Below are 20502 nucleotides of genomic sequence, written 5' to 3' on the forward strand. Positions count from 1 at the left end.
TCACCTCATGACTTGCTCTCCATATGCTTCGCGCGCAGTTGTCCGCATGCAGCAGCGATGTCACTGCCTTGTTCACGGCGTATGGTGGCATTAATTTTGGCCTTTTCAAGAATACGTTGGAAGGTGAAAATATCGTCCCTAGGCGTACGTTTGAAATCCCGTTCGGCCACGAAATTCACAGGAATCAGGTTCACGTGGCTAAGCGGCATGTCTTTCAATACCTTCGCCAGTTCTTCTGCATGTTCCGCCTGATCGTTCACTTCCCCCATGAGGGCATATTCGAACGTAATGCGTCTGCCGGTTTTGGCAATATAGTACTTACAAGCTTCGATCAAATCAACGAAAGGAAACCTGCGATTGACCGGCATCAGTTTCGAGCGAAGTGTATCATTCGGAGCATGGATAGAAATCGCCAAGTTGACTTGTAGATTCTCATCTGCGAACTTGTAAATGTTCGGCACAATCCCGCTTGTCGAAACCGTGATGTGACGCTGTCCAATGTTCAAACCTTTCGGATGAATCATAACGCGCAAGAAATTCATCGTCGATTCATAATTCTCAAACGGCTCGCCGATTCCCATGATCACGATGGAAGAAATGCGCTCTCCCGTCTCATCCAGCAGCTTTTGAGCTTTCACGACCTGAGCCACAATTTCCCCTGGTCTCAAATCCCGCTTAAGACCACCCAGCGTAGATGCGCAAAATGTACACCCAACCCGGCAGCCTACTTGCGTAGTGACGCAAATGCTGTTGCCGTAGTTGTGCTTCATGACGACTGTCTCAATCGCATTCTTATCTTCAAGTTCGAATAAGAATTTGACGGTACCGTCCTGGGACTGATATTTAGCGATCTCGGACAGCGTAACGAATTCAAACTGATCCTTCAATTTGTCGCGCAGCGTCTTCGGCAAGTTGGACATTTCGTCAAAGCTGAACACACGCTTGATATACAGCCAGTCGAAAATTTGCCCAGCTCGAAATGAGGACTCGCCGTTTTCTTTCACCCAGCTCTGCCACTCATCCCAGTTTAAATCATATACAAATGGTTTTTCTTTCAAATACGGTTTATTAGACACTATTTATCACAACCTGTTGTTATTTATTCCAGCTTTGTTCCAGCCTTATTGCTAATCCTGTCTATTTTATCACAAAGCGGGGCCGAACACACATCCCCCTCTGTGCACTAAGCACGTTTGCGCAGCCGCGCAATGAAAAAGCCGTCCGAATGGAACTGCTGCGGCAAAATTTGCACCATCCCGGCGGCAGCAGCCGCAGGGTCCACGCTCGCAAAAGCTTCCGCCGGCAGCGGAGCGAGCTCGAAATCGCGATGCTCCGCGAGGAAACGCTCCACCATGCCGGCGTTCTCCGCGTGCTCAATTGTACACGTGCTGTATACCAGCACGCCGCCAGGCTTGAGCAGCCGGTGTACCCGGCTTAAGATCGCGTACTGCAGCTCGCTGATCGCATCGATCTCGGCTTCCTGCTTCGCCCACTTCAAATCCGGCTTGCGGCGAATAACGCCTAAACCGGAGCACGGCGCATCGAGCAGGATGCGGTCAAACGACTCCGCCGCAAAATGCTCGTCCAGCTTCGCAGCATCCATCACCAGCGTTTGAATCGACGTCAATCCCAGACGCTCCGCCTGATCTGCAATCAGCTTCTGCTTGTGCTCGTGCAGATCACAAGCCCAAATCTTGCCGCTATCATCCATTTTCTCGGCGATGTGAGCGGTCTTGCCGCCAGGGGCGGCGCAGCAGTCCAGCACCGTCATGCCTGGACGCGGCTCAAGAGCTTCAGCGACGAGCATCGAGCTCTCGTCTTGGATCGAGAAGTCCCCCTGCAGGAAGCCGGGGGACAAAGCCATGTTCCCGGCCCCCTGCACAAGGATGCCGGCCGGGGCCAGCTCTGACGCTTCCGCGCTGAGGCCGCTGCCCTGGAGCTGCTCCAGCAGCTCCAGACGGCTGCTGCGCCTCGCGTTCGCGCGAATGCTCACGTGCGGCGGCTCATTATTCGCCGCACAGATCTGTTCCGTCAGCTCAGGACCCAGCTGACGGATCCAGCGGCGCACGAGCCACTCCGGATGGGAGTGGCCCAGCGCGATGCGCTTCACGTCGCCGAGCGCCGCCGGAAGCACCAGCTCCGCTTTGCTGCGGATGATTGCGCGCAGCACGCCGTTAACCATGCCCGAGATGCCTTGGTGGCCTCGACGCTTCGCGATATTGACCGCTTCGCTAACGACCGCATGGTCGGGGATGCGGTCCAAATAATGCAGCTGGTAAAAGCTCAGCCGCAGCAAGCATCTGACCCATGGCTCCAGCTTGGCGAGCCCTTTGCTCACAAAACGCTCCAAAAAGAAATCAATCGTATTTTTACGTCCGATGGTCCCATACACAAGTTCTGTCGCCAGCCCCGCATCAGCCCGTTCCAGCGCGTGCTTCTGCAGAACCTGATTGAGCAGAAGATTGCTGTACGATTGATTCTCTTCAACGCGAATCAATACATCCAGCGCCGCTTCGCGGGCAGAATGCTTAACAGCGCTGCTCTTCGCAGCGCCTCCGGATGATTTAGATGACAAGGGCTTCCGAGCCCCTTGTGTTTGGTTAGATCCATGTTGCGGACGGTTAGGTTTTTGCGTTGACAAATCGAATACCTCATTTTTGTTAAGTTATGGCTGATCTTCGCCCACACTGCCGAATGTCGTCCCTGCTGCGATTTGTACGCCGCGAATAAATTCGGAGACGGGCATCGCTTTTTTGCCAGCAGGTTGAATATGGGTCAGCCATAGCGTGCCTTCGCCGGTCATCACTTCAATACCGTGCTCGCTGCTGCCTAGAACCGTTCCGGGAGCAGGAGCTTCTACGAAGCTGCGGCTAGTTGTTTCCTTCGGATTCGCGCTTTCCCAAACCTTCATGACTTCCCCGTTCCACAGGGTGTAAGCCCCAGGAAAAGGATTCAGGCCGCGCACTTGATTCCAAATCTCCACAGCCGAACGAGACCAGTCAATCAGCTCGTCCTCCCTGCGGATATTCGGGGAGTAAATCGCATCAGCCTCATTCTGCGGGACAGCCTGAATACGTCCTGCCAATAAATCCGGCAAGGTGCGTTTCAACAACTCACTGCCGGCAATGCTTAGCTTTTCAAACAAAGTCCCCGTCGTATCGGTATCCTCAATTGGAAGCTCTACACGCGAAATCATGTCGCCCGTATCCAATCCAACGGCCATATACATGATCGTGACGCCTGTCGTTGCTTCGCCGCGCAGCACAGCATGATGGATCGGCGCTCCGCCGCGATACTTGGGCAGCAAGGACGCATGAATGTTAATGCAGCCGTGCTTCGGCAGATCAAGAACAGCCTTGGGCAGAATCTGGCCATAGGCCGCCGTTACAATCAGATCAGGCTTCAGCTGGCGCAAAACCTCCACGGAATCCGCTTGACGCAGCTTCTCGGGCTGCAGCACTGGAATGCCGTGTTTCTCCGCTTCCACCTTCACCAGCGGCGGCGTCAGGACGCGCTTGCGTCCTTTCGGCCGATCCGGCTGCGTGACAACCGTCGTCACGTTATAGCCTTCCTCCAGAAGAGCCTGCAGGGAAGGTACTGCAAAATCCGGTGTCCCCATGAAAATGATATTCACTCAGAATCTTCCTCTTCATCGCTAGTGTATGTTTTGGTTGCCAGGTCCGTAAACAGAATCCCGTTCAAGTGGTCAATTTCATGGAAAATGCAGCGAGCCAGCAGCTCAGTGCCTGTCACTTCGATTGGATTTCCGTTACGGTCTTGGCCTTTGGCCGTGACGTTCATAGCACGTGTGACATCACCACGAAGGCCAGGAATACTTAAGCAGCCTTCCGGTCCGTGCTGTTCGCCGCTGGAAGACACGATTTCCGGATTGACCATTTCGATCAGTCCGCCATGCTCTTCGCCGCAGTCCATCACAATCACGCGTTTGAGAATACCGATTTGCGGAGCAGCAAGGCCTACGCCCTCTGCTTCATACATCGTGTCTGCCATATCGTCGAGCAATTTATGCAGATTGGAATTGAATTTGGTAACTGTGATCGCCTTTTCCCGCAGCACAGGATCTGGATCTTTAACAATAATACGAATAGCCATAACGTGCACCTACCTTTGAGTCTTCTCTATTTGGGATTTCTTACATCAAATATTGCGGGTCAACATCCACACTGATCAGCAGCTTTTCCTTTGATGAGCGCTCTTCAAACCAGGCCACCGTCCGGCCGACAATCTCCGCCGCCTGATCTTCCCCACGATATTTTACCACGCATTGGAATCGATATCTATCTTTGATTCGGGAAATAGGCGATGCGACTGGGCCTAGCACGTCCATTTGGAAGGATTGGTCATGGGACACCGCGTCTGAAAACAGGTCCATTTGTTTCGCCTGATACTCACGCGCGATCTCTTTAAGCCTCGTAACAAAAGCTTCGGCAAAGCGCACCAAAAGCGGCACCTGCTCATGTGAAAAAGTAACCAAAATCAAGCGCTGATAAGGCGGATAGCCTAAATTCGCTCGAACATCCAACTCATGGTTGGCAAAAGCGATAAAGTCATGGTGACTTGCGTATTGCACACTATAATGCTCAGGCGTGTAAGTCTGGACGAACACTTCCCCTTGCTTTTCATGGCGGCCCGCACGCCCGGCTACCTGGGTCAGAAGCTGAAAGGTGCGCTCCGCCGAACGGAAATCAGGAATATTCAGCACGGTATCCGCAGCAATAACCCCCACCAGGGTCACATCGGGAAAATCAAGCCCTTTGGCGACCATCTGCGTCCCCAGCAGCACATCCGCCTGCTTCTCGCGAAACATCGTCAGCCACTTTTCGTGCGAACCCTTCTCTGTCGTCGTATCGACATCCATTCGAATGACGCGAATGCCTGGAAATATTTTGCCCAGTTCCTCTTCGACACGCTGCGTCCCTGTGCCAAAATGGCGGATATGCTTGGACTGACAGCTAGGGCACTCGGTTACCTCGCGTTCCGCATAGCCGCAATAGTGGCAGCGCAGCATGCGTGAGCTCTGATGGTACGTAAGCGAAATATCGCAATGCGGACATGTTGAGACATACCCGCAGGTACGGCACATGACGAACGTCGCATACCCTCGCCGGTTCAGCAGCAAAACAATCTGTTCTTTCTTGTGTAACCGATCTTCAATCGCTTTATACAGCGCCGTGCTGAACATCGAGCGATTTCCGCTTTTCAATTCCTCCCGCATATCGATAATCGCAACTGGCGGCATTGGCCTGCTAGCCACCCGCTCTTTCATCGTCAGCAATCGGTATGGAGGTTCTGCCCGATCTCGGCGCCGCCTCGTTTTCTCCAAGCTCTCCAGCGAAGGAGTCGCTGAACCGAGCACAACGACGGATCCCTGCATGCTTGCACGCTTAACCGCCACATCGCGAGTATGATATTTCGGACTCTCTTCCTGCTTATAAGAAGACTCATGTTCCTCATCAATAATAATAAGTCCTATTTTCGTAAAAGGAGCAAAGATGGCGGAACGTGCGCCGATCACTACTTTCACTTGTTTGCGCGTAATTTTGCGCCATTCATCGTATCGTTCTCCGTTCGACAACCGGCTGTGCAGAACAGCAACCTGATCGCCGAATCTCCCTTTGAATCGTTCGACCATTTGCGGGGTCAGCGATATCTCGGGTACCAGCACGATCGCTTCTTTCCCCATATCCAAGCATTGCTGGATGGATTGTAAATAAACCTCCGTTTTACCGCTGCCTGTCACACCATGCAAAAGGAAGACCTCATGTCGCTCTTCGGCAACAGCATCCCGAATTTCCGCAAACACACGGCTCTGTTCCTCTGTTAACGGAAGCGGCTTCGTCCGCACAAAAGCACGACCCGCATAAGGGTCGCGCATCACTTCGACTTCGCGCAGCTCAATCCATCCGCGATCGGCCAAGCTTTTAACCGTTGATGCGCCTACTTCCACCGTTTCCATCAGCTCCGTCAGCCGAATGGCATGAGGATGCTCCATCAAATAACGCAGCACTTCCTGCTGCTTGTTGGCTCTCGCCGGAAGCTCGGAAAGCGCCTGCTCCAGTCCGCTGCCCCCAGCAGGAGGGAATACCGTCAGCGCCTTCTTCGTGCTCATTCGGTCTTTGACGACCTGCACTTCCGTCAAAATGCCCGCGCCAAGCAATTGCTTGATGAGGGCACCGTCGGTTGCAAAACGTTCCATTAACGCATCCATCGGAATGGATCCTTTGGACTTGACGAAAGCCACAATCGCTTGCAAATCCGGCATGTCCAGCAGCGACTGTTCACCGGATTCATCGCCAACTCCAATCGCCCGCTCATACTTCGCTTTGAGTGCGGCGGGCAGCATGGCTTGCAGCGCTGTGACTTCATGGCACAAATACATGTGGCTGATCCATCTGCCAAGCCTCACAAGCTCATCGGTCAGAGGAGGCACCAGATCCAGGACGTTCTGAATGGGTTTAATCCGTTTCACATCAAGCTGTGTGTCCTCGTGCAATTCCACAACGAAACCTTGCAGCACCCGAGGCCCGAAAGGTACGCCCACACGGCTCCCCACCTCGACCCACTTCTTTAGGGCCGAGGGGACTTCATAATCGAACGCACGGTTCGTTTGTTTCGCAGGAACATCCACAATGACCTTGGCGTACATCAGGACTCCCTCGCCTTGGTGGATAAACGGTCCGCTGTCAATTCGAGCAGCCTGCGCGCTACATCTTTCTTACTCTGAATAGGCAGCGCTTCTACGAGTCCGTTGCGGTCAAAAATGCGCACCACGTTCGTATCTCCGCTAAAGCCCGCCCCTTCCTGCGATACATCGTTCCCGACGATCAAATCACAATTTTTACGCTTCAGCTTGTCCAGCGCATGCTCATCGAGCCGCTCCGTTTCCGCAGCAAAACCAATGACGAACTGATGCTTTTTCAGCGTGCCCAATTCCTGTAAAATATCCGGATTTTTAATCAATTCCAGCGTCATCGAATCCGATTTTTTCTTGATTTTTTGATCAGCGATAACCGCAGAGCGGTAGTCAGCGACCGCAGCAGCTTTGATCACCACATGGCTTTCCTCAAAACGGGACAAGACCGCTTCTCTCATATCCAGCGCGGACTGCACAGGAACCAATTCAACACCGGCAGGCACAGGCAATGCGCTTGGACCTGAGACCAGAGTCACTTTCGCTCCCATACGTACAGCTTCCTCCGCGATGGCATAGCCCATTTTACCGGAAGAATCATTCGTAATATAACGAACCGGGTCAATGCGTTCTACCGTACCTCCAGCCGTCACGAGCACCCGCTGCCCTTCAAGCCGCCGAGGTTCTCCCTTAAAATGGCGCTCAACCGCTGCAAAAATCTCTTCCGGTTCCGCAAGCCGGCCTTTGCCGACATACCCGCAGGCAAGCTGCCCTTCGCCCGGCTCAATGAAACGCACTCCACGGCTAAGCAAAGTCTGCATATTCAGCTGCACGGCTGGATTTGCATACATGTGCACGTTCATCGCTGGCGCAATCCAGACCGGTGCGGTTGTTGCGAGCAGCGTTGTGCTTAGCATGTCATCGCCAAGACCTAGCGCTATTTTACCAATCGTATTCGCTGTGGCTGGCGCAACAAGCACGAGATCCGCGCTATCCGCCAAGTTGATATGGGAAACAACAGAAGGATCCTTCTCATCAAAGGTATCCACGAATACATGATGACGAGAAAGCACTTGAAACGTTAACGGCGCCACGAATTGAACAGCGGATTCTGTCATGATGACGCGCACCACCGCTCCCGCCTGAGTCAGCTTGCTCGTGAGCGCTGCCGCTTTATAAGCAGCAATCCCTCCGCACACGCCAAGTACAATCGTTTTACCCTGCAAAACACTCATGAGTATTCCCCCTTCTATCTGCTATTCTGGGAAAAAAATAACAACCACAAAGGGTTGTTGGGTAAGCGATTTATTTCTCGGTTTCTTTTACTTTCTCGTTCTCTGTCGGCTCGATTTTCTCGTAGCCAATGTAGTGGCCGTAAAGCTCTTCAAGCGCCACACCAACTTGCTTATGAGCTTTGTGGTTTTTCAAGTCTGATTTCGCGCCGTCGCGAAGAGATCTCGCTCTTTTGGATGCAGCGACAACCAAGGAATACTTGCTGTCTACGATATCAAGCAATTTATCAATTGAAGGATATAACATTTTATTTCACCTCATCTATCCATTGTACGATTTTGGGATACACGCGTTCTTTTTTGCAATGTTCAGCCGTTAGAATCGCTTGTATTTTGGAGCATGCTGTTTCCACATGATCATTCACAATTGCATAGTCGTAGTGTTCCATTAAACGAATTTCATCAATCGCTATCGACATGCGGCTGCGAATGACTTCGTCCGTTTCTGTACCACGCGTTACAATGCGATTCTCAAGCTCATCCAGCGAAGGCGGCAGCAAGAAAATAAACACGCCTTCGGAAAACTTTTGTTTCACCTGCAAAGCACCCTGAACTTCAATCTCCAGGATGACATCTTTGCCGGAGCGCAGCGTTTCTTCAACAAAACGTCTCGGCGTCCCGTAGAAATTACCTACGTATTCCGCCCATTCCAACACTTCATCCGAATCAATCATCTGTTGGAATTGTTCCCGTGTTTTGAAGAAATAGTTGACACCGTCGACTTCCCCTTGTCTTGGTGAGCGGGTCGTAGCCGATACGGAATACACGATATCCGGAGAGCACTTGCGCAGCGCGGCGCATACGGTACCTTTACCGACACCGGAAGGTCCGGATAAAACAATCAGAATACCTCTCTCACGCTCAAGAGTGTTCGTATTACTCGTCATGATCATCGTCCTTGTTGGAAAGTCTATGCGCTACCGTCTCTGGTTGTACTGCCGACAAAATCACATGATCGCTGTCCGTGATAATAACGGCACGGGTTCTTCTACCATATGTAGCGTCAATCAGCATGTGACGATCACGCGCCTCTTGAATGATTCTCTTGATCGGAGCCGATTCCGGACTCACAATCGAGATAATGCGGTTCGCCGATACGATGTTGCCGAACCCGATGTTGATTAATTTGATAGCCATTTAGGGCTTCCTCCTCGCGAAGCTCCATGCCGCTTCACTCGATATTCTGTATTTGCTCGCGCATCTTTTCAAGCTCTGCCTTCATTGCAATGACCCTAGCCGTAGGCTCCGAGTGATTGGATTTGGATCCGATCGTGTTCACTTCCCGATTCATTTCTTGAATCAAGAAGTCCAACTTTCGTCCGACAGGCTCTTTCTCTGAAAGCAATTGATCACATTGCCCAAAATGACTCTTCAGACGAGTCAATTCCTCATCCACGTTAGAACGATCTGCAAAAATCGCAATTTCTGTCGCCAGCCTCATCTCATCCACAGGTGTTTGATCCTGCAGGAGAGTCTGAATGCGATTGGTGAGCTTAGCCGCATAATCTTGCACAACCCCGGGCGCTAAAGCTTCCAGCTCCGTATGGATCCGTTTAAGCTCAGCCAGGCGCTCACGAATGTCCTGTTCCAGAAATGCCCCTTCTCGCATCCGCATATCGGATAATTTGGCAACGGCCTCCTGCAAGCAGGCGCACAATTCCTGCTCGATCTCCTCGTCAGGCTCCTTGCGAAGCTCTTTCATCTGAATGAGATCCGGCAGTCTTAATAAATCTTTGAGACCGACCTGCTCGGCGTACCCATAGCGCCCCTTCAACTCCTCGGCAGCCTGCAAATAAGCATCTGCCAAAGCAAAGTCGACCGTCACGCTCTTGGTAGAAGCCGCTTCACGTTCCGCTGTAACGAAGACGTCAACGCGCCCTCTCCTCACAGCTTGCAGCACCGTCTTCTTCAAAGCGTCTTCAAAGACCGCCCATTCCTTAGGCATTCGAATCGACACTTCACTATACCTATGATTGACCGATTTCACATCGATAAACACGTTGTATCCCGCAAAAGAACGATTCGCTTGTCCGAATCCGGTCATACTGCAAATCATCCTCATCACATCCATTACCCTATTTTAATTCATTTTGAAAGTGGGTACAAGTGGAAATCATGACGTTTCGACTTTTCCCACACATACTTTGTCAAGTCAACACACATCTCATACGCTAGAAAAGGGGTCATCAGATAGATGCCATTGAAGTAAGGCATTGCCGCATCCAGCAGCTCTTTGGCAATCTCCACGCCCATCGCGCGGCCTTCTGGACCCTTGAGTCCGCTCATGCGCGCTCTAACTTCATCCGACAACCGGATGCCCGGCACTTCATTATGCAAATACTCCGCGTTCCCTCCGCTCGCGAGCGGCGCAATACCAATAAATACCGGTATATGCAAATGCTTGGTCGCTTCGTAAATTTGTTCAATTAGCCCCGCATCGTATACCGGCTGCGTCATAATGTAATCGGCGCCGGCTTCGATTTTGCGTTCCAAACGCTGCACCGCTTTATCCAAATGCTTGACATTCGGGTTAAAAGCAGCCCCGACCACGAAATTCGCTTTCTGCTTCAGCGGTTTGCCGGAGAACGCAATTCCTTCGTTCAGTTGTTTAATCATCCGGATAATCTCAAAGGATGTCAGGTCATAAACCGAGCTGGACCCCGGGAGATCGCCGAATTTGGCGGGATCGCCGGTCACGGCCAGCACATGGTCGATGCCCAGCGCGTGAAGCCCCATGAGATGGGACTGCGTCCCGATCATGTTGCGGTCGCGGCACGCGATATGAATCAGCGGACGCGCGCCAAGCTTATCCTGCACGAGGTGGCCGAGCGCCAGGTTGCTCATGCGCGTCACCGCGAGTGAATTGTCGGCCATCGTAATGGCGTCGACGTGCGCATCCTGCAGGGCCCTGGAGCCCTGCATAAATTTGTCAATGTCGAGATCCCGCGGGGGATCCAGCTCGACAATGACGGTTTTGCGCTGCTTCACGATCTCCAGCAGCGAAGGTTTGCCTGCCGGCGGCGCAGGTTTCGCCGGCGCCGGTTCCAGCACGCGCACCGCGCGCGCGGACACTGCCGTGCCCGGCTCTGCCGGCACGTAGTCCTGCAGCGCCTTCGCGACTGCGGCGATATGCTCCGGTGTCGTGCCGCAGCAGCCGCCGATGATGCGCGCGCCGAGATCCGCGAAGCGCAGCGCGCTTTCGGCGAAGTACTGAGGCGTCGCCGCATACGTGTACTGCCCGTCGACGTAGTCGGGCAACCCCGCGTTCGGGAACGCGGAGAACGGTACGCCGGCCAGCGGGGTCAGCTTCTCCATCGAGCGGAGAATCCCGTTCGGGCCGACGCGGCAGTTGAAACCGATGACGTCAGCGCCTTCATCGCGCAGACGCAGGAATGCCTCCTGCAGCGGAACGCCATCCTGCGTGCTGCCGGTTCCTTCATTCGCAAACTGGCAGATCACCGGCAAATCACTCATGCTGCGAATGATGCGCAGCGCCAGCTGCAGTTCTTCCAAATCATAGAAGGTTTCGAGCATAAGCCCGTCAACCGGTGAGTCCAGAAGAATGGAGATCTGTTCGCGCAGCGATTCTTCGACATCGGCGGTACGGACATTTTTGCGTTTGCCGGCACGAATCGAACCGATCGCTCCAACAACATAAGCGTCTTTTCCGACAACCTTCCTCGCAAGTTCCACACCTGCACGGTTGATCGCTTCAACATCGCCTTCCAGCCCGTACTTAGATAATTTTTCACGGTTAGCCAAAAAGGTATTCGTTTCAATAAGACGAGCACCAGCCTCAAAATAACGGCGGTGCACTTCAGCGACCGTTTCCGGTCTGAGCAGATTCAGTTCTTCATAAGAAATGCCTACCGGAAATCCCATCTGATATAAATAAGTCCCCATCGCGCCGTCACCGGTCAAAATATCCCGTTGAAGCGCCGCTCGAAGATCCAGTTTCATCATAATCTCCCCGCTTACTAAAAAAATGTAGTTATAATGTATCACAAATGATGGGAGATATTAAGATAAACCTTTATCAATTATTCTGATAGTGTGTTAGTCGAGCGTACCCTGATACACTTCTTCGGCAGGCCCTGTCATATACACGTGATTATCTTCTTCATTCCATTCGATGAACAAATCTCCGCCTTTCAGCGAAACCGTAGCCTGACGGTCGGTAAGCCCATTAAGAACGGAAGATACCAGCGTCGCGCAAGCACCGGTCCCGCAAGCCAGGGTAGGACCTGCGCCCCGCTCCCAGACACGCATATCCGTAAACGCACGATTCTTCACCGTAGCGAATTCCACATTGATTTTACGCGGGAACATCGGATGTACTTCAAGCTTCGGCCCCCAAACGGCAAGGTCGAAATTAACCGCATCCTCCACATAAATGACACAGTGCGGATTCCCCATTGAAACAGCCGTAAACCGAAACTCTCTTCCATCCACCTCAATCGGATGATTGATTACTTTGGCCTCATCTACGGTCGTAGGAACTTCAAGTCCTTGTAAAATCGGCTGCCCCATATCCACCCGGACCGTCGTAACTTTCCCCTCTTGCACATTCAGTTGGACTTTCTGCACACCTGCGCCCAAGGTTTCAACCGTAATCTCTGTTGCATCCGTAAGCTTGTGGTCATAAACATATTTAGACACGCAACGAATCGCATTGCCGCATTGCTCAGCTTCGGATCCGTCGGAGTTAATAATGCGCATTTTGAAATCTGCCTTCTCAGAAGGAAGAATGTATACTAAGCCGTCAGCGCCAATGCCAAAGAAGCGATTGCACAGCCGGATCGCGAGCTGATCTACACCGGCAGGCAGTTCTTTTTCACCAGCTATGACAATAAAATCGTTGCCTAAACCATGCAATTTTGTAAATTTCATTGTATTCAGCACTCCAAATGTGTGTTTTAGCCAATATCATAGCGCAAAAATGATTGAATGCATAGCCCTTTCTCCTGTTTTTCGTTCAGCTGAATGGGAAAAGGCCATCCCCAAGGTCATCAAGACCTCTGAGACAGCCTCATATCTAAACTTATCTGAAACTTGCCTTAGATGATGTATAGGAAGCAGGACGAGAGCCTTTCGTACGCTTCGGTGAGAGCACGCTGCCCAGCCCCATAAGAAAGGTCGGGATCCCTGCGGCGATGAGCACGAGAATCCAATCCTTCCATCCAAGAGGAACGGTTTTGAAGATCGGTTGAAGAGTATCCACATACATAACGGCGAGCATCAAAATAAGAGAGGATAATACCGCAAGAACAAGGTAACGATTTTGTAACGGATTGCGGTGAAAAATCGAACGGGAGCTGCGGCAGTCGAACACATGGATCAGCTGAGCCATGACTAGCGTAGCGAAGGCGACGCTTTGTGCTTTCAATAACGTTGCGGCATCCGAAGGATCCGCCCGCAGTACGAGCCAGAAAGCTGCCAGGGTGCAGACACCGATGAGAATTCCGCGGGAGATGATTTTCCAGCCAAGTCGTCTAGCAAAAATGTTCTCCTTCGAGGAGCGGGGCTTATGCTGCATCAAGTCCTTCTCGGCTTGGTCGACACCCAGCGCCATCGCCGGAAGGCCGTCCGTCACCAGATTCACCCACAGAATTTGGATCGGTACCAGCGGCAGCGGCAAACCTGCCATCATCGCGATAAACATCGTCATAATCTCGCCGACATTGGACGCCAGCAAATACCGGATGAACTTGCGGATATTTTCGTAAATCCCTCGTCCTTCTTCAATGGCTGCAACAATTGTGGAGAAGTTATCGTCACTGAGAATCAAGGAAGAAGCTTCCTTCGAAACGTCCGTCCCCGTAATCCCCATCGCGATTCCGATGTCAGCCGCTTTAATCGCCGGCGCATCGTTCACTCCGTCACCCGTCATAGCGACAACATGTCCTTTACGCTGCAAAGCCTTGACAATACGCAGCTTATGCTCAGGGGATACCCTTGCATACACGTAAGTATCATTCACCTTGGCTTCGAGATCCTCGTCCGACATGGAAGCGAGCTGCTGCCCGCTCAAGCTGACGCCACTGCCTTGAATCATGCCAAGCTGTTTGGCAATCGCTTCTGCCGTCGTCTGATGGTCCCCGGTTATCATAATCGTTTTGATGCCTGCTTTGCGGCACTTGGAGATGGCTTCGCGCACTTCTTTACGAGGCGGATCAATCATGCCGGTTAAGCCGATGAAGACCAAGCCGTTTTCCACCGTTTCATAGTCGTCGTAGCGATCCGTGCTTTTTAGCTCCTTGTAGGCGATGCCAAGCACCCGCAGGGCGGATCTGGCCATGCCTTCATTGGCCGCCATTACTTTTTGCTTCAGCGTAGAAGTGAATGGAATGACTTTGCCATCCCATAGAATGTAGCTGCAGTGCTGGAGCAGAACATCAGGCGCACCCTTGGTGCATGCCATGCGTCCATTTTCTGAAGTCACCAGAACGGACATCCGCTTGCGCTCGGAATCAAAAGGGAATTCGGCGATCCGTTTATACTTATCACTAAGCGACTCTTGCGTAATGCCGCTCTTCGCGCTCAGGACGACCAAGGCTCCTTCCGTCGGATCCCCTTTGATATTCCAGACGGAGACGACGTTCTCTTTGGAATCCTTGCCCTTCTTCCGTTTCAGCTCCTGCTTTTCTTCATATAACGTTGCGTTATTACAAAGCACGGACACATGGAGCAGCCTGCTTAATGAAGGATTTTTGAGCAGATCAGCATTTTGTCCGCCAATTTGAATGTCCCCTACCGGCGTATAGCCGTCCCCCGTCACTTCCAGCACATCGCCGCCAACCCATAAGTGGGTAACGGTCATTTTGTTCTGTGTGAGCGTTCCTGTTTTATCGGAGCAGATCACCGAAGCGCACCCTAATGTTTCAACAGAAGGCAGCTTTCTTACGATCGCTTTGCGTTTAATCATCCGCTGCACGCCAAGCGCCAGAGCTATGGTCACAATAGCAGGCAAGCCTTCTGGAATGGCAGCGACGGCCAAGCTCACTCCTGCCAAGAACATCGCATAAGGCTGTTGTCCGTGCATAATACCGGCAACGACGACGAGAACGGTTAACGCGATTGCAACAATAATCAGTATTTTTCCGAGCTGTTCCAGACGGTGTTGAAGCGGTGTTTCCATGGATTCCGTATTTTGAATCAAATCTGCGATTTTACCCATTTCCGTATTCATTCCGATTCGAACGACCACGGCTTTGGCAGTGCCTCTGGAAACCATCGTCCCCATAAACCCTAGATTCCGCTGATCCCCGAGCGGTACTTCATCATGCGCAATCGCTGCTGTTTGCTTACTGACGGCCACAGACTCGCCTGTGAGCGCTGATTCCTCGATATAGACGCCATTCGTCTCCAAGAATCGCACATCGGCCGGAATCCTGTCCCCACTTTCCAGTAAAATAATATCGCCAGGCACCAAATCACGAGCCGGTATTTGATGAATGGCGCCTTCCCTCCACACGTTCGCATTCGGAGCTGACAATTCCTTAAGTGCGCGTAGCGAACGTTCGGCGCGGAATTCTTGGGTAAAGCCAAGGATGCCGTTCATGACAATAATGACAACAATCGTGATAGCATCTAGATATTCGCCCAGCAAGCCAGAGATCAGAGTTGCCCCCAATAACACCAGCACCATGAAATCTTTGAATTGATTCAATAGCAGCGTAATCGGAGAGACGCGATTGCCTTCAGTCAGCTCATTGCGACCCGCTTCTCCCTGCCGCTTCCAGGCCTCTTCCCAGGGCAATCCTTGCTGCGTGTCCACCTGCTGTAACTGCAGGACTTCTTCCGATGTCAACTGGTACCACTTATTCTGACTCATTCGCCCTTCTCCCTCCCACTTCCCACTTGATCTTGCCTCCCACTCATACGTAAATGTATTCAGACAAGCCGGAAAATATCCCTGAAATCATCTTTCCCGATGGCTAAGGCTTAAGTTTTTGTGAAAAGTATGGCATCATAGAGATTAGCAAAGTTTTCACCTAGAATGGAGTTGTATGTATCATGGCTTTAGACGGACTAGTCCTGCACGCGATTGTTCATGAATTACAAACGTGTGTCGGAGGCCGCATTAATAAAATTCACCAGCCCAGCGAAAATGACGTCATCCTGCAAATCCGGGCGCAAGGGCAAAATCTCAAGCTACTTCTTTCAGCGAATCCCACGTTCCCACGCGTCCAGCTCACGGAGCAAACCTCTTTGAATCCGATGGATGCCCCAATGTTCTGCATGCTCTTACGCAAGCACTGTGAGAACGGAGTTATTGAAGCCGTGGAACAAATCGGCATGGAACGTGTCATCCGGCTGCAAATCCGCCACCGAGATGAATTAGGCGATATGAGCACCAAAGAAATCCTCGTGGAAATTATGGGGAGGCACAGCAATATCATTCTGCTGGATCCGGCAACGGACACCATTTTGGATGGTATTCATCACGTAACCCCTGCCATTTCTTCCTACCGGGTTGTCATGCCAGGAAGCAAATATGTCACACCGCCTGTGCAGGATAAGCAAAATCCACTTAACGTGGATAAACCAACCTTCCTTGATGCGATGGCTCAAATGCCCGGGGAAGATACCTCTGGTTCGGATAAACCCGAACATCGGCTTGTTGCCGCCTTCAGCGGGTTAAGCCCATTAATTTCCAAAGAGATCGTATACCGCGGCCGCAAGAGCGATGGAAGCGAACAAACGGTCGATCTCGACGCTTTATGGCATGCTTTTGACCATGTCATGTCGGCTGTGCGTCAGAACCACTACGAACCCATCATTACCGAGCAGACAAGTACCGGCAAATTGTTCTTCGCCATGACACCGCTCACGCACATTGAAGGTACGTCCACGACGTACCCAACGCCTAGCGCGTGCTTGGAGATGTTTTATGGAGACAAAGCCGAAAGAGATACAGTTAAACAGCGCGTGGCGGATTTGCTCCGTTTTTTACAAAATGAATCGAACAAAAATGTTAAAAAACTGGAAAAACTGCAAGAGACCGTCGAAGACTCCAAAGATGCCGACAAATTTCGAATACTTGGCGAGCTGCTGACAGCTTCCCTGCATGCCGTTAACAAAGGGGATCGCGAGCTTGAGACCATCAACTACTATGATGAAGATCAGGCTATGATCAAAATTCCGTTGGATCCGCTGTTGACTCCGTCAGAGAATGCACAGCGCTATTTTAAAAAATACACAAAAATGAAAAACAGTACCGCCATTGTCGAGGAACAAATCGAACAAACGCATCAGGAAATTACGTATCTGAATTCCTTGCTGCAGCAGCTGGGCGTAGCTTCCTTGACCGACATCGAAGAAATCCGCGATGAGCTTATGGAACAGGGCTACATACGCGACCGCAATAAAAAGCAGCGCAAAAAGAAGAAAAAGGATAAGCCTGCCTTGGCATGTTATATGTCTAGTGAGCAAATTCCGATCTACGTCGGCAAAAACAATACGCAAAACGAATTTTTAACCAACCGGCTTGCTTCCTCCTCCGATACTTGGCTGCATACGAAGGATATCCCAGGCTCCCATGTCGTGATCCGAAGCGACAACTATTCCGAGGCAACTCTGCGAGAAGCAGCGCAATTAGCTGCATATTTCAGCCAAGCCAAGCACTCCAGCCAAGTGCCTGTTGACTATACAGCGATCAAACATGTCCATAAGCCGAATGGCTCCAAGCCTGGATTCGTGATCTATGTGAATCAGAAAACACTATTCGTAACGCCGGATGAACAGGAAATTAAACAAATGAAAGTAACTGTAAAATAGAGAAAGAACCTAGCGCATCTTCCTGCACTAGGTTCTTTTACTTATGTTTATTCCGCTTCTAGCTTTCTAGCCAAATTGAGAAGATACGCTTTCACCTGCTGCTGCAAATCCGGCCGTTGGAGGGCAAGCTCGATGGTCGCTTCAATATAGCCGAATTTGTCGCCAACGTCGTAACGATTCGCCTGCATCAAATAAGCGGCCATTTGCTGCTCTCTATTAAGGACACGGAGAGCATCCGTTAATTGAATTTCTCCGCCGCGGCCAGGCTCTTGCCGTTCCAAGATGCCAAATATTTCAGGCATGATCAAGTAGCGGCCGATCACAGCCAAATTCGAAGGTGCTTGGTCACGGTCAGGTTTCTCGACCAAATCTTCAATCAAACGATAGCTGCCATAGCTCGCCGCCGGGGAAACGATCCCATATTTGCTCACATCTTCCCATGGCACTTCTTGTACAGCGATAACGGACGTTTCTGTCTGTTCATAAACATCCAGCATCTGTTTGAGTCCAGGTGGAGATGATTGCAGAATGTCATCGCCTAAAAGCACGGCAAACGGCTCATCGCCAATAAATTTGCGTGCGCAAAGGATGGCATGGCCGAGGCCTAAGGGCTGCTTTTGCCGAATATAATGAACGTCAGCCAGATTAGAGACAGACTGCACAATATTCAACAATTGCGTGTTGCCTTTTTCCTCGAGCATCATTTCAAGTTCAACGGATTTATCAAAATGATCCTCAATCGCCCGCTTGTTGCGGCCGGTTACAATGATGATATCCTCAATCCCAGACTCAATTGCTTCTTCTACGATGTATTGGATGGCAGGCTTGTCCACAATGGGCAGCATTTCTTTGGGCTGCGCTTTCGTGGCTGGCAGGAAGCGGGTTCCTAAACCAGCCGCAGGAATGATCGCTTTGCGAATCTTTTTCATTAACGCGGCTCCTTCTCGGTTTGTAGATATTGCAAAACTTCAGTCCCAATTCGTTTGGAACCGATAGGCGCATGAAAAACAACTCCGCCCCGTTCTCCGTGGAAATCTGAACCTGCGGTAATGAGAAGGCCTGTGCGCTCGGCAAGCTCAAGATATCTCGCTTCATCTTCCGGCGTATGGTCGGAATGGTAGACCTCAATGCCGTCTAATCCTTGCTGCGTAATAGCCTCAACGAGCGCATCGTCATGATAAATGCCCGGATGAGCAAGTACGGCCTTTCCACCCGCTTCATGTATCCACTGGATGGCCGTTTCCGGTTTGATGCGCGGCGGGTTGGCATAAGCCGCAGCGCCTGTAGCCAAATACTTGTCAAAGGCCTCGCTAATGGAGGAAACATAACCTTTGTTCAGAAGCACAGCAGCAATATGGGGTCTTCCGACAGTATCGCCCTTACGCTTAATATTCGCTACTTCTTTGAGCACATCATCCATCGTAATTTCCATGCCCAACTGCTGCAAACGCTCAATAATCATGTCGTTCCGAGCATTTCGGGTGTCACGCAAAGAGGCCAATCTTTCCAGAAACTGACTATCGTCGATTTGAATATAATACCCTAGCACATGGATGTCTTGGCCACCTGCGACGGTCGAGATCTCAACCCCAGGTACAACTTCAATGCCGAGCTTCACTCCCTCTGCAAGCGCCTCAGCCACTCCTGAAACCGTATCATGATCCGTGATCGCAATTGCCGCCAATCCGGCATCGTGGGCCATTTGCACATTAGCCGCAGGACGCTGCGTCCCGTCCGAAGCCGTTGTATGTGTATGTAAATCCGCTTCCATTTTGGCTGTCACATTGGCTGTCATTTCCGCGTCCCCCTTCTTCTTATCCCTTACAGGTGCTGCGCATTTTAAAGAAAACGGCTTAATTCTTCCTGCTGTAAAAAGGTCATAAAACTGACTGCGGATATAGGAAGCAGTGTGGAATTTAAATAAATCGCATAGAAGCTGCGTTCAAACCTAATATTCTCAATCGTCTTCACTTTAAACAATCCTAATGTCACTTCATGCTTAACCGAAGACTGCGATAGGATCGAAATACCAAGTCCAGCTTCAACGGCTGATTTAATAGCGCCAGTGCTGCCTAATTCCATGACAATCTTCATCGTGGAGCAATCCATGTTGCAGCGGGCGAATTCCTCTTCCATTACCCTTCGAGTTCCGGACCCCTGCTCACGAAGCACGAATGGATATTTCAACACTTCTTCGAGTGTAACAACCTCCAGGTCTGCTAAAGGGTGGTCCGTCGGCACAATAAGCTTCAGCTCATCGCTTAGAATCGCTTCCGTATGAACATCCGGGTGATGAATCGGCGCCTCAACAAGCCCGAAATTCAGCTGATGACCCAGAACCTCATCGAGAATTTGTGTCGTATTCATTACCTTCATGGAAACGGAGATGTTCGGGTAATCTTTGCTGAAGGGACCAAGGAGACGAGGTAAAATGTATTCGCCCATCGTCAAGCTTGCGCCAAGTTGGAGACGCCCTTCAATCATTTTGGTGAACTTGGACATCGCCACGTCCGTCTCCCGAATCAGCTCAATGCTATTTTTCGCAAACGGCATGAGCGCTCTTCCCGCTTCAGAAAGCTCAATCTTCTTGGTGCTGCGGTGAAATAGCTTCACGCCGAAATAATCCTCGAGGGATTGAACCTGCATCGTAACGGCAGGCTGGGTCATATGGAGCGCCCCGGCGGCATGTGAGAAACTTCCTTTTTCCGCGACGGTATAAAAAATGTGAAGTTGATGAAAATTAAGTGCCATGAAACCCCGCCTCTCTTTGCTACCATT

At 51.2% G+C, this 20502-nt stretch carries 17 protein-coding genes; 1 reads left to right on the forward strand and 16 read right to left on the reverse strand.

Annotation, left to right across the window (positions count from 1 at the left end):
- Positions 1-5 precede the first annotated feature (5 nt).
- From rlmN to ACKTT9_RS23365, 13 genes are all read right to left on the reverse strand, one after another.
- Positions 6-1076 carry a 23S rRNA (adenine(2503)-C(2))-methyltransferase RlmN gene (gene rlmN / locus ACKTT9_RS23305; protein ID WP_181646158.1) on the reverse strand — a complete coding sequence of 357 codons (1071 nt, stop codon included), beginning with the start codon at positions 1074-1076 and terminating at the stop codon, positions 6-8.
- A 107-nt stretch (positions 1077-1183) separates the two neighbouring features.
- Positions 1184-2575 carry a 16S rRNA (cytosine(967)-C(5))-methyltransferase RsmB gene (gene rsmB / locus ACKTT9_RS23310; RefSeq protein WP_407867814.1) on the reverse strand — a complete coding sequence of 464 codons (1392 nt, stop codon included), beginning with the start codon at positions 2573-2575 and terminating at the stop codon, positions 1184-1186.
- Positions 2576-2665: 90 nt separating this feature from the next.
- The gene (gene fmt, locus ACKTT9_RS23315) at positions 2666-3619 is read right to left on the reverse strand and encodes a methionyl-tRNA formyltransferase (protein WP_407873098.1); all 954 of its coding nucleotides are present in this window, start codon (positions 3617-3619) and stop codon (positions 2666-2668) included.
- A gap of 11 nt (positions 3620-3630) precedes the next feature.
- The gene (gene def, locus ACKTT9_RS23320) at positions 3631-4113 is read right to left on the reverse strand and encodes a peptide deformylase (RefSeq protein ID WP_127452205.1); all 483 of its coding nucleotides are present in this window, start codon (positions 4111-4113) and stop codon (positions 3631-3633) included.
- Between the two features lie 40 nt (positions 4114-4153).
- Complete coding sequence (gene priA, locus ACKTT9_RS23325) at positions 4154-6667, reverse strand: primosomal protein N' (RefSeq protein ID WP_407867815.1); 2514 nt, start codon at positions 6665-6667, stop codon at positions 4154-4156.
- Positions 6667-7887 (reverse strand): bifunctional phosphopantothenoylcysteine decarboxylase/phosphopantothenate--cysteine ligase CoaBC, encoded by a 1221-nt coding sequence (gene coaBC, locus ACKTT9_RS23330; protein WP_407867816.1) that lies wholly within the window; start codon positions 7885-7887, stop codon positions 6667-6669. Before coaBC ends, priA begins: the two co-directional genes overlap by 1 nt.
- A 70-nt stretch (positions 7888-7957) precedes the next feature.
- Complete coding sequence (rpoZ, locus tag ACKTT9_RS23335) at positions 7958-8191, reverse strand: DNA-directed RNA polymerase subunit omega (RefSeq protein ID WP_157321378.1); 234 nt, start codon at positions 8189-8191, stop codon at positions 7958-7960.
- Position 8192: 1 nt separating this feature from the next.
- Entirely contained in the window at positions 8193-8831 is a 639-nt protein-coding gene (gene gmk, locus ACKTT9_RS23340; RefSeq protein ID WP_127452198.1) for a guanylate kinase, read from the reverse strand.
- A complete protein-coding gene (gene remA, locus ACKTT9_RS23345) occupies positions 8821-9081 on the reverse strand; it encodes an extracellular matrix/biofilm regulator RemA (protein WP_009672664.1) in 261 nt (86 codons plus the stop codon). The genes gmk and remA overlap by 11 nt, the downstream gene beginning before the upstream one ends.
- Positions 9082-9115: 34 nt before the next feature.
- Positions 9116-10000 carry a YicC/YloC family endoribonuclease gene (locus ACKTT9_RS23350; protein WP_157321380.1) on the reverse strand — a complete coding sequence of 295 codons (885 nt, stop codon included), beginning with the start codon at positions 9998-10000 and terminating at the stop codon, positions 9116-9118.
- Between the two features lie 29 nt (positions 10001-10029).
- On the reverse strand, positions 10030-11904 hold the full coding sequence (locus ACKTT9_RS23355) for a bifunctional homocysteine S-methyltransferase/methylenetetrahydrofolate reductase (protein WP_407873099.1): 1875 nt from the start codon (positions 11902-11904) through the stop codon (positions 10030-10032).
- A 96-nt stretch (positions 11905-12000) separates the two neighbouring features.
- The gene (gene dapF, locus ACKTT9_RS23360; protein WP_407867817.1) at positions 12001-12834 is read right to left on the reverse strand and encodes a diaminopimelate epimerase; all 834 of its coding nucleotides are present in this window, start codon (positions 12832-12834) and stop codon (positions 12001-12003) included.
- Between the two features lie 151 nt (positions 12835-12985).
- Positions 12986-15778, reverse strand: a complete 2793-nt coding sequence (locus ACKTT9_RS23365; RefSeq protein WP_407867818.1) for a calcium-translocating P-type ATPase, SERCA-type — start codon at positions 15776-15778, stop codon at positions 12986-12988.
- Between the two features lie 182 nt (positions 15779-15960).
- Here ACKTT9_RS23365 and ACKTT9_RS23370 point away from each other — a divergent pair, with 182 nt between their 5' ends.
- Positions 15961-17724 carry an NFACT family protein gene (locus ACKTT9_RS23370; protein WP_407867819.1) on the forward strand — a complete coding sequence of 588 codons (1764 nt, stop codon included), beginning with the start codon at positions 15961-15963 and terminating at the stop codon, positions 17722-17724.
- Positions 17725-17771: 47 nt separating this feature from the next.
- Here ACKTT9_RS23370 and galU read toward each other — a convergent pair whose 3' ends face one another.
- The 3 genes from galU to ACKTT9_RS23385 are packed head-to-tail and all read right to left on the reverse strand — an operon-like array spanning position 17772 to position 20475.
- Positions 17772-18653 carry a UTP--glucose-1-phosphate uridylyltransferase GalU gene (gene galU, locus ACKTT9_RS23375; RefSeq protein WP_407867820.1) on the reverse strand — a complete coding sequence of 294 codons (882 nt, stop codon included), beginning with the start codon at positions 18651-18653 and terminating at the stop codon, positions 17772-17774.
- Positions 18653-19519 carry a PHP domain-containing protein gene (locus ACKTT9_RS23380; protein WP_407867821.1) on the reverse strand — a complete coding sequence of 289 codons (867 nt, stop codon included), beginning with the start codon at positions 19517-19519 and terminating at the stop codon, positions 18653-18655. Before ACKTT9_RS23380 ends, galU begins: the two co-directional genes overlap by 1 nt.
- 44 nt (positions 19520-19563) lie before the next feature.
- Positions 19564-20475 (reverse strand): selenium metabolism-associated LysR family transcriptional regulator, encoded by a 912-nt coding sequence (locus ACKTT9_RS23385; protein WP_127452186.1) that lies wholly within the window; start codon positions 20473-20475, stop codon positions 19564-19566.
- Positions 20476-20502 lie beyond the last annotated feature (27 nt).

This window comes from Paenibacillus sp. P36 (assembly GCF_045866505.1).
Classification (GTDB): domain Bacteria; phylum Bacillota; class Bacilli; order Paenibacillales; family NBRC-103111; genus Paenibacillus_E; species Paenibacillus_E chondroitinus.

Bases quoted from the DNA above. Each gene is read 5' to 3' on its own strand.
- fmt (WP_407873098.1), bottom strand. From the start codon at position 3,619: ATGGGGACACCGGATTTTGCAGTACCTTCCCTGCAGGCTCTTCTGGAG.
- def (WP_127452205.1), bottom strand. From the start codon at position 4,113: ATGGCTATTCGTATTATTGTTAAAGATCCAGATCCTGTGCTGCGGGAA.
- priA (WP_407867815.1), bottom strand. From the start codon at position 6,667: ATGTACGCCAAGGTCATTGTGGATGTTCCTGCGAAACAAACGAACCGT.
- coaBC (WP_407867816.1), bottom strand. From the start codon at position 7,887: ATGAGTGTTTTGCAGGGTAAAACGATTGTACTTGGCGTGTGCGGAGGG.
- rpoZ (WP_157321378.1), bottom strand. From the start codon at position 8,191: ATGTTATATCCTTCAATTGATAAATTGCTTGATATCGTAGACAGCAAG.
- gmk (WP_127452198.1), bottom strand. From the start codon at position 8,831: ATGACGAGTAATACGAACACTCTTGAGCGTGAGAGAGGTATTCTGATT.
- remA (WP_009672664.1), bottom strand. From the start codon at position 9,081: ATGGCTATCAAATTAATCAACATCGGGTTCGGCAACATCGTATCGGCG.
- ACKTT9_RS23350 (WP_157321380.1), bottom strand. From the start codon at position 10,000: ATGATTTGCAGTATGACCGGATTCGGACAAGCGAATCGTTCTTTTGCG.
- ACKTT9_RS23355 (WP_407873099.1), bottom strand. From the start codon at position 11,904: ATGAAACTGGATCTTCGAGCGGCGCTTCAACGGGATATTTTGACCGGT.
- dapF (WP_407867817.1), bottom strand. From the start codon at position 12,834: ATGAAATTTACAAAATTGCATGGTTTAGGCAACGATTTTATTGTCATA.
- ACKTT9_RS23365 (WP_407867818.1), bottom strand. From the start codon at position 15,778: ATGAGTCAGAATAAGTGGTACCAGTTGACATCGGAAGAAGTCCTGCAG.
- ACKTT9_RS23370 (WP_407867819.1), top strand. From the start codon at position 15,961: ATGGCTTTAGACGGACTAGTCCTGCACGCGATTGTTCATGAATTACAA.
- galU (WP_407867820.1), bottom strand. From the start codon at position 18,653: ATGAAAAAGATTCGCAAAGCGATCATTCCTGCGGCTGGTTTAGGAACC.
- ACKTT9_RS23380 (WP_407867821.1), bottom strand. From the start codon at position 19,519: ATGACAGCCAATGTGACAGCCAAAATGGAAGCGGATTTACATACACAT.
- ACKTT9_RS23385 (WP_127452186.1), bottom strand. From the start codon at position 20,475: ATGGCACTTAATTTTCATCAACTTCACATTTTTTATACCGTCGCGGAA.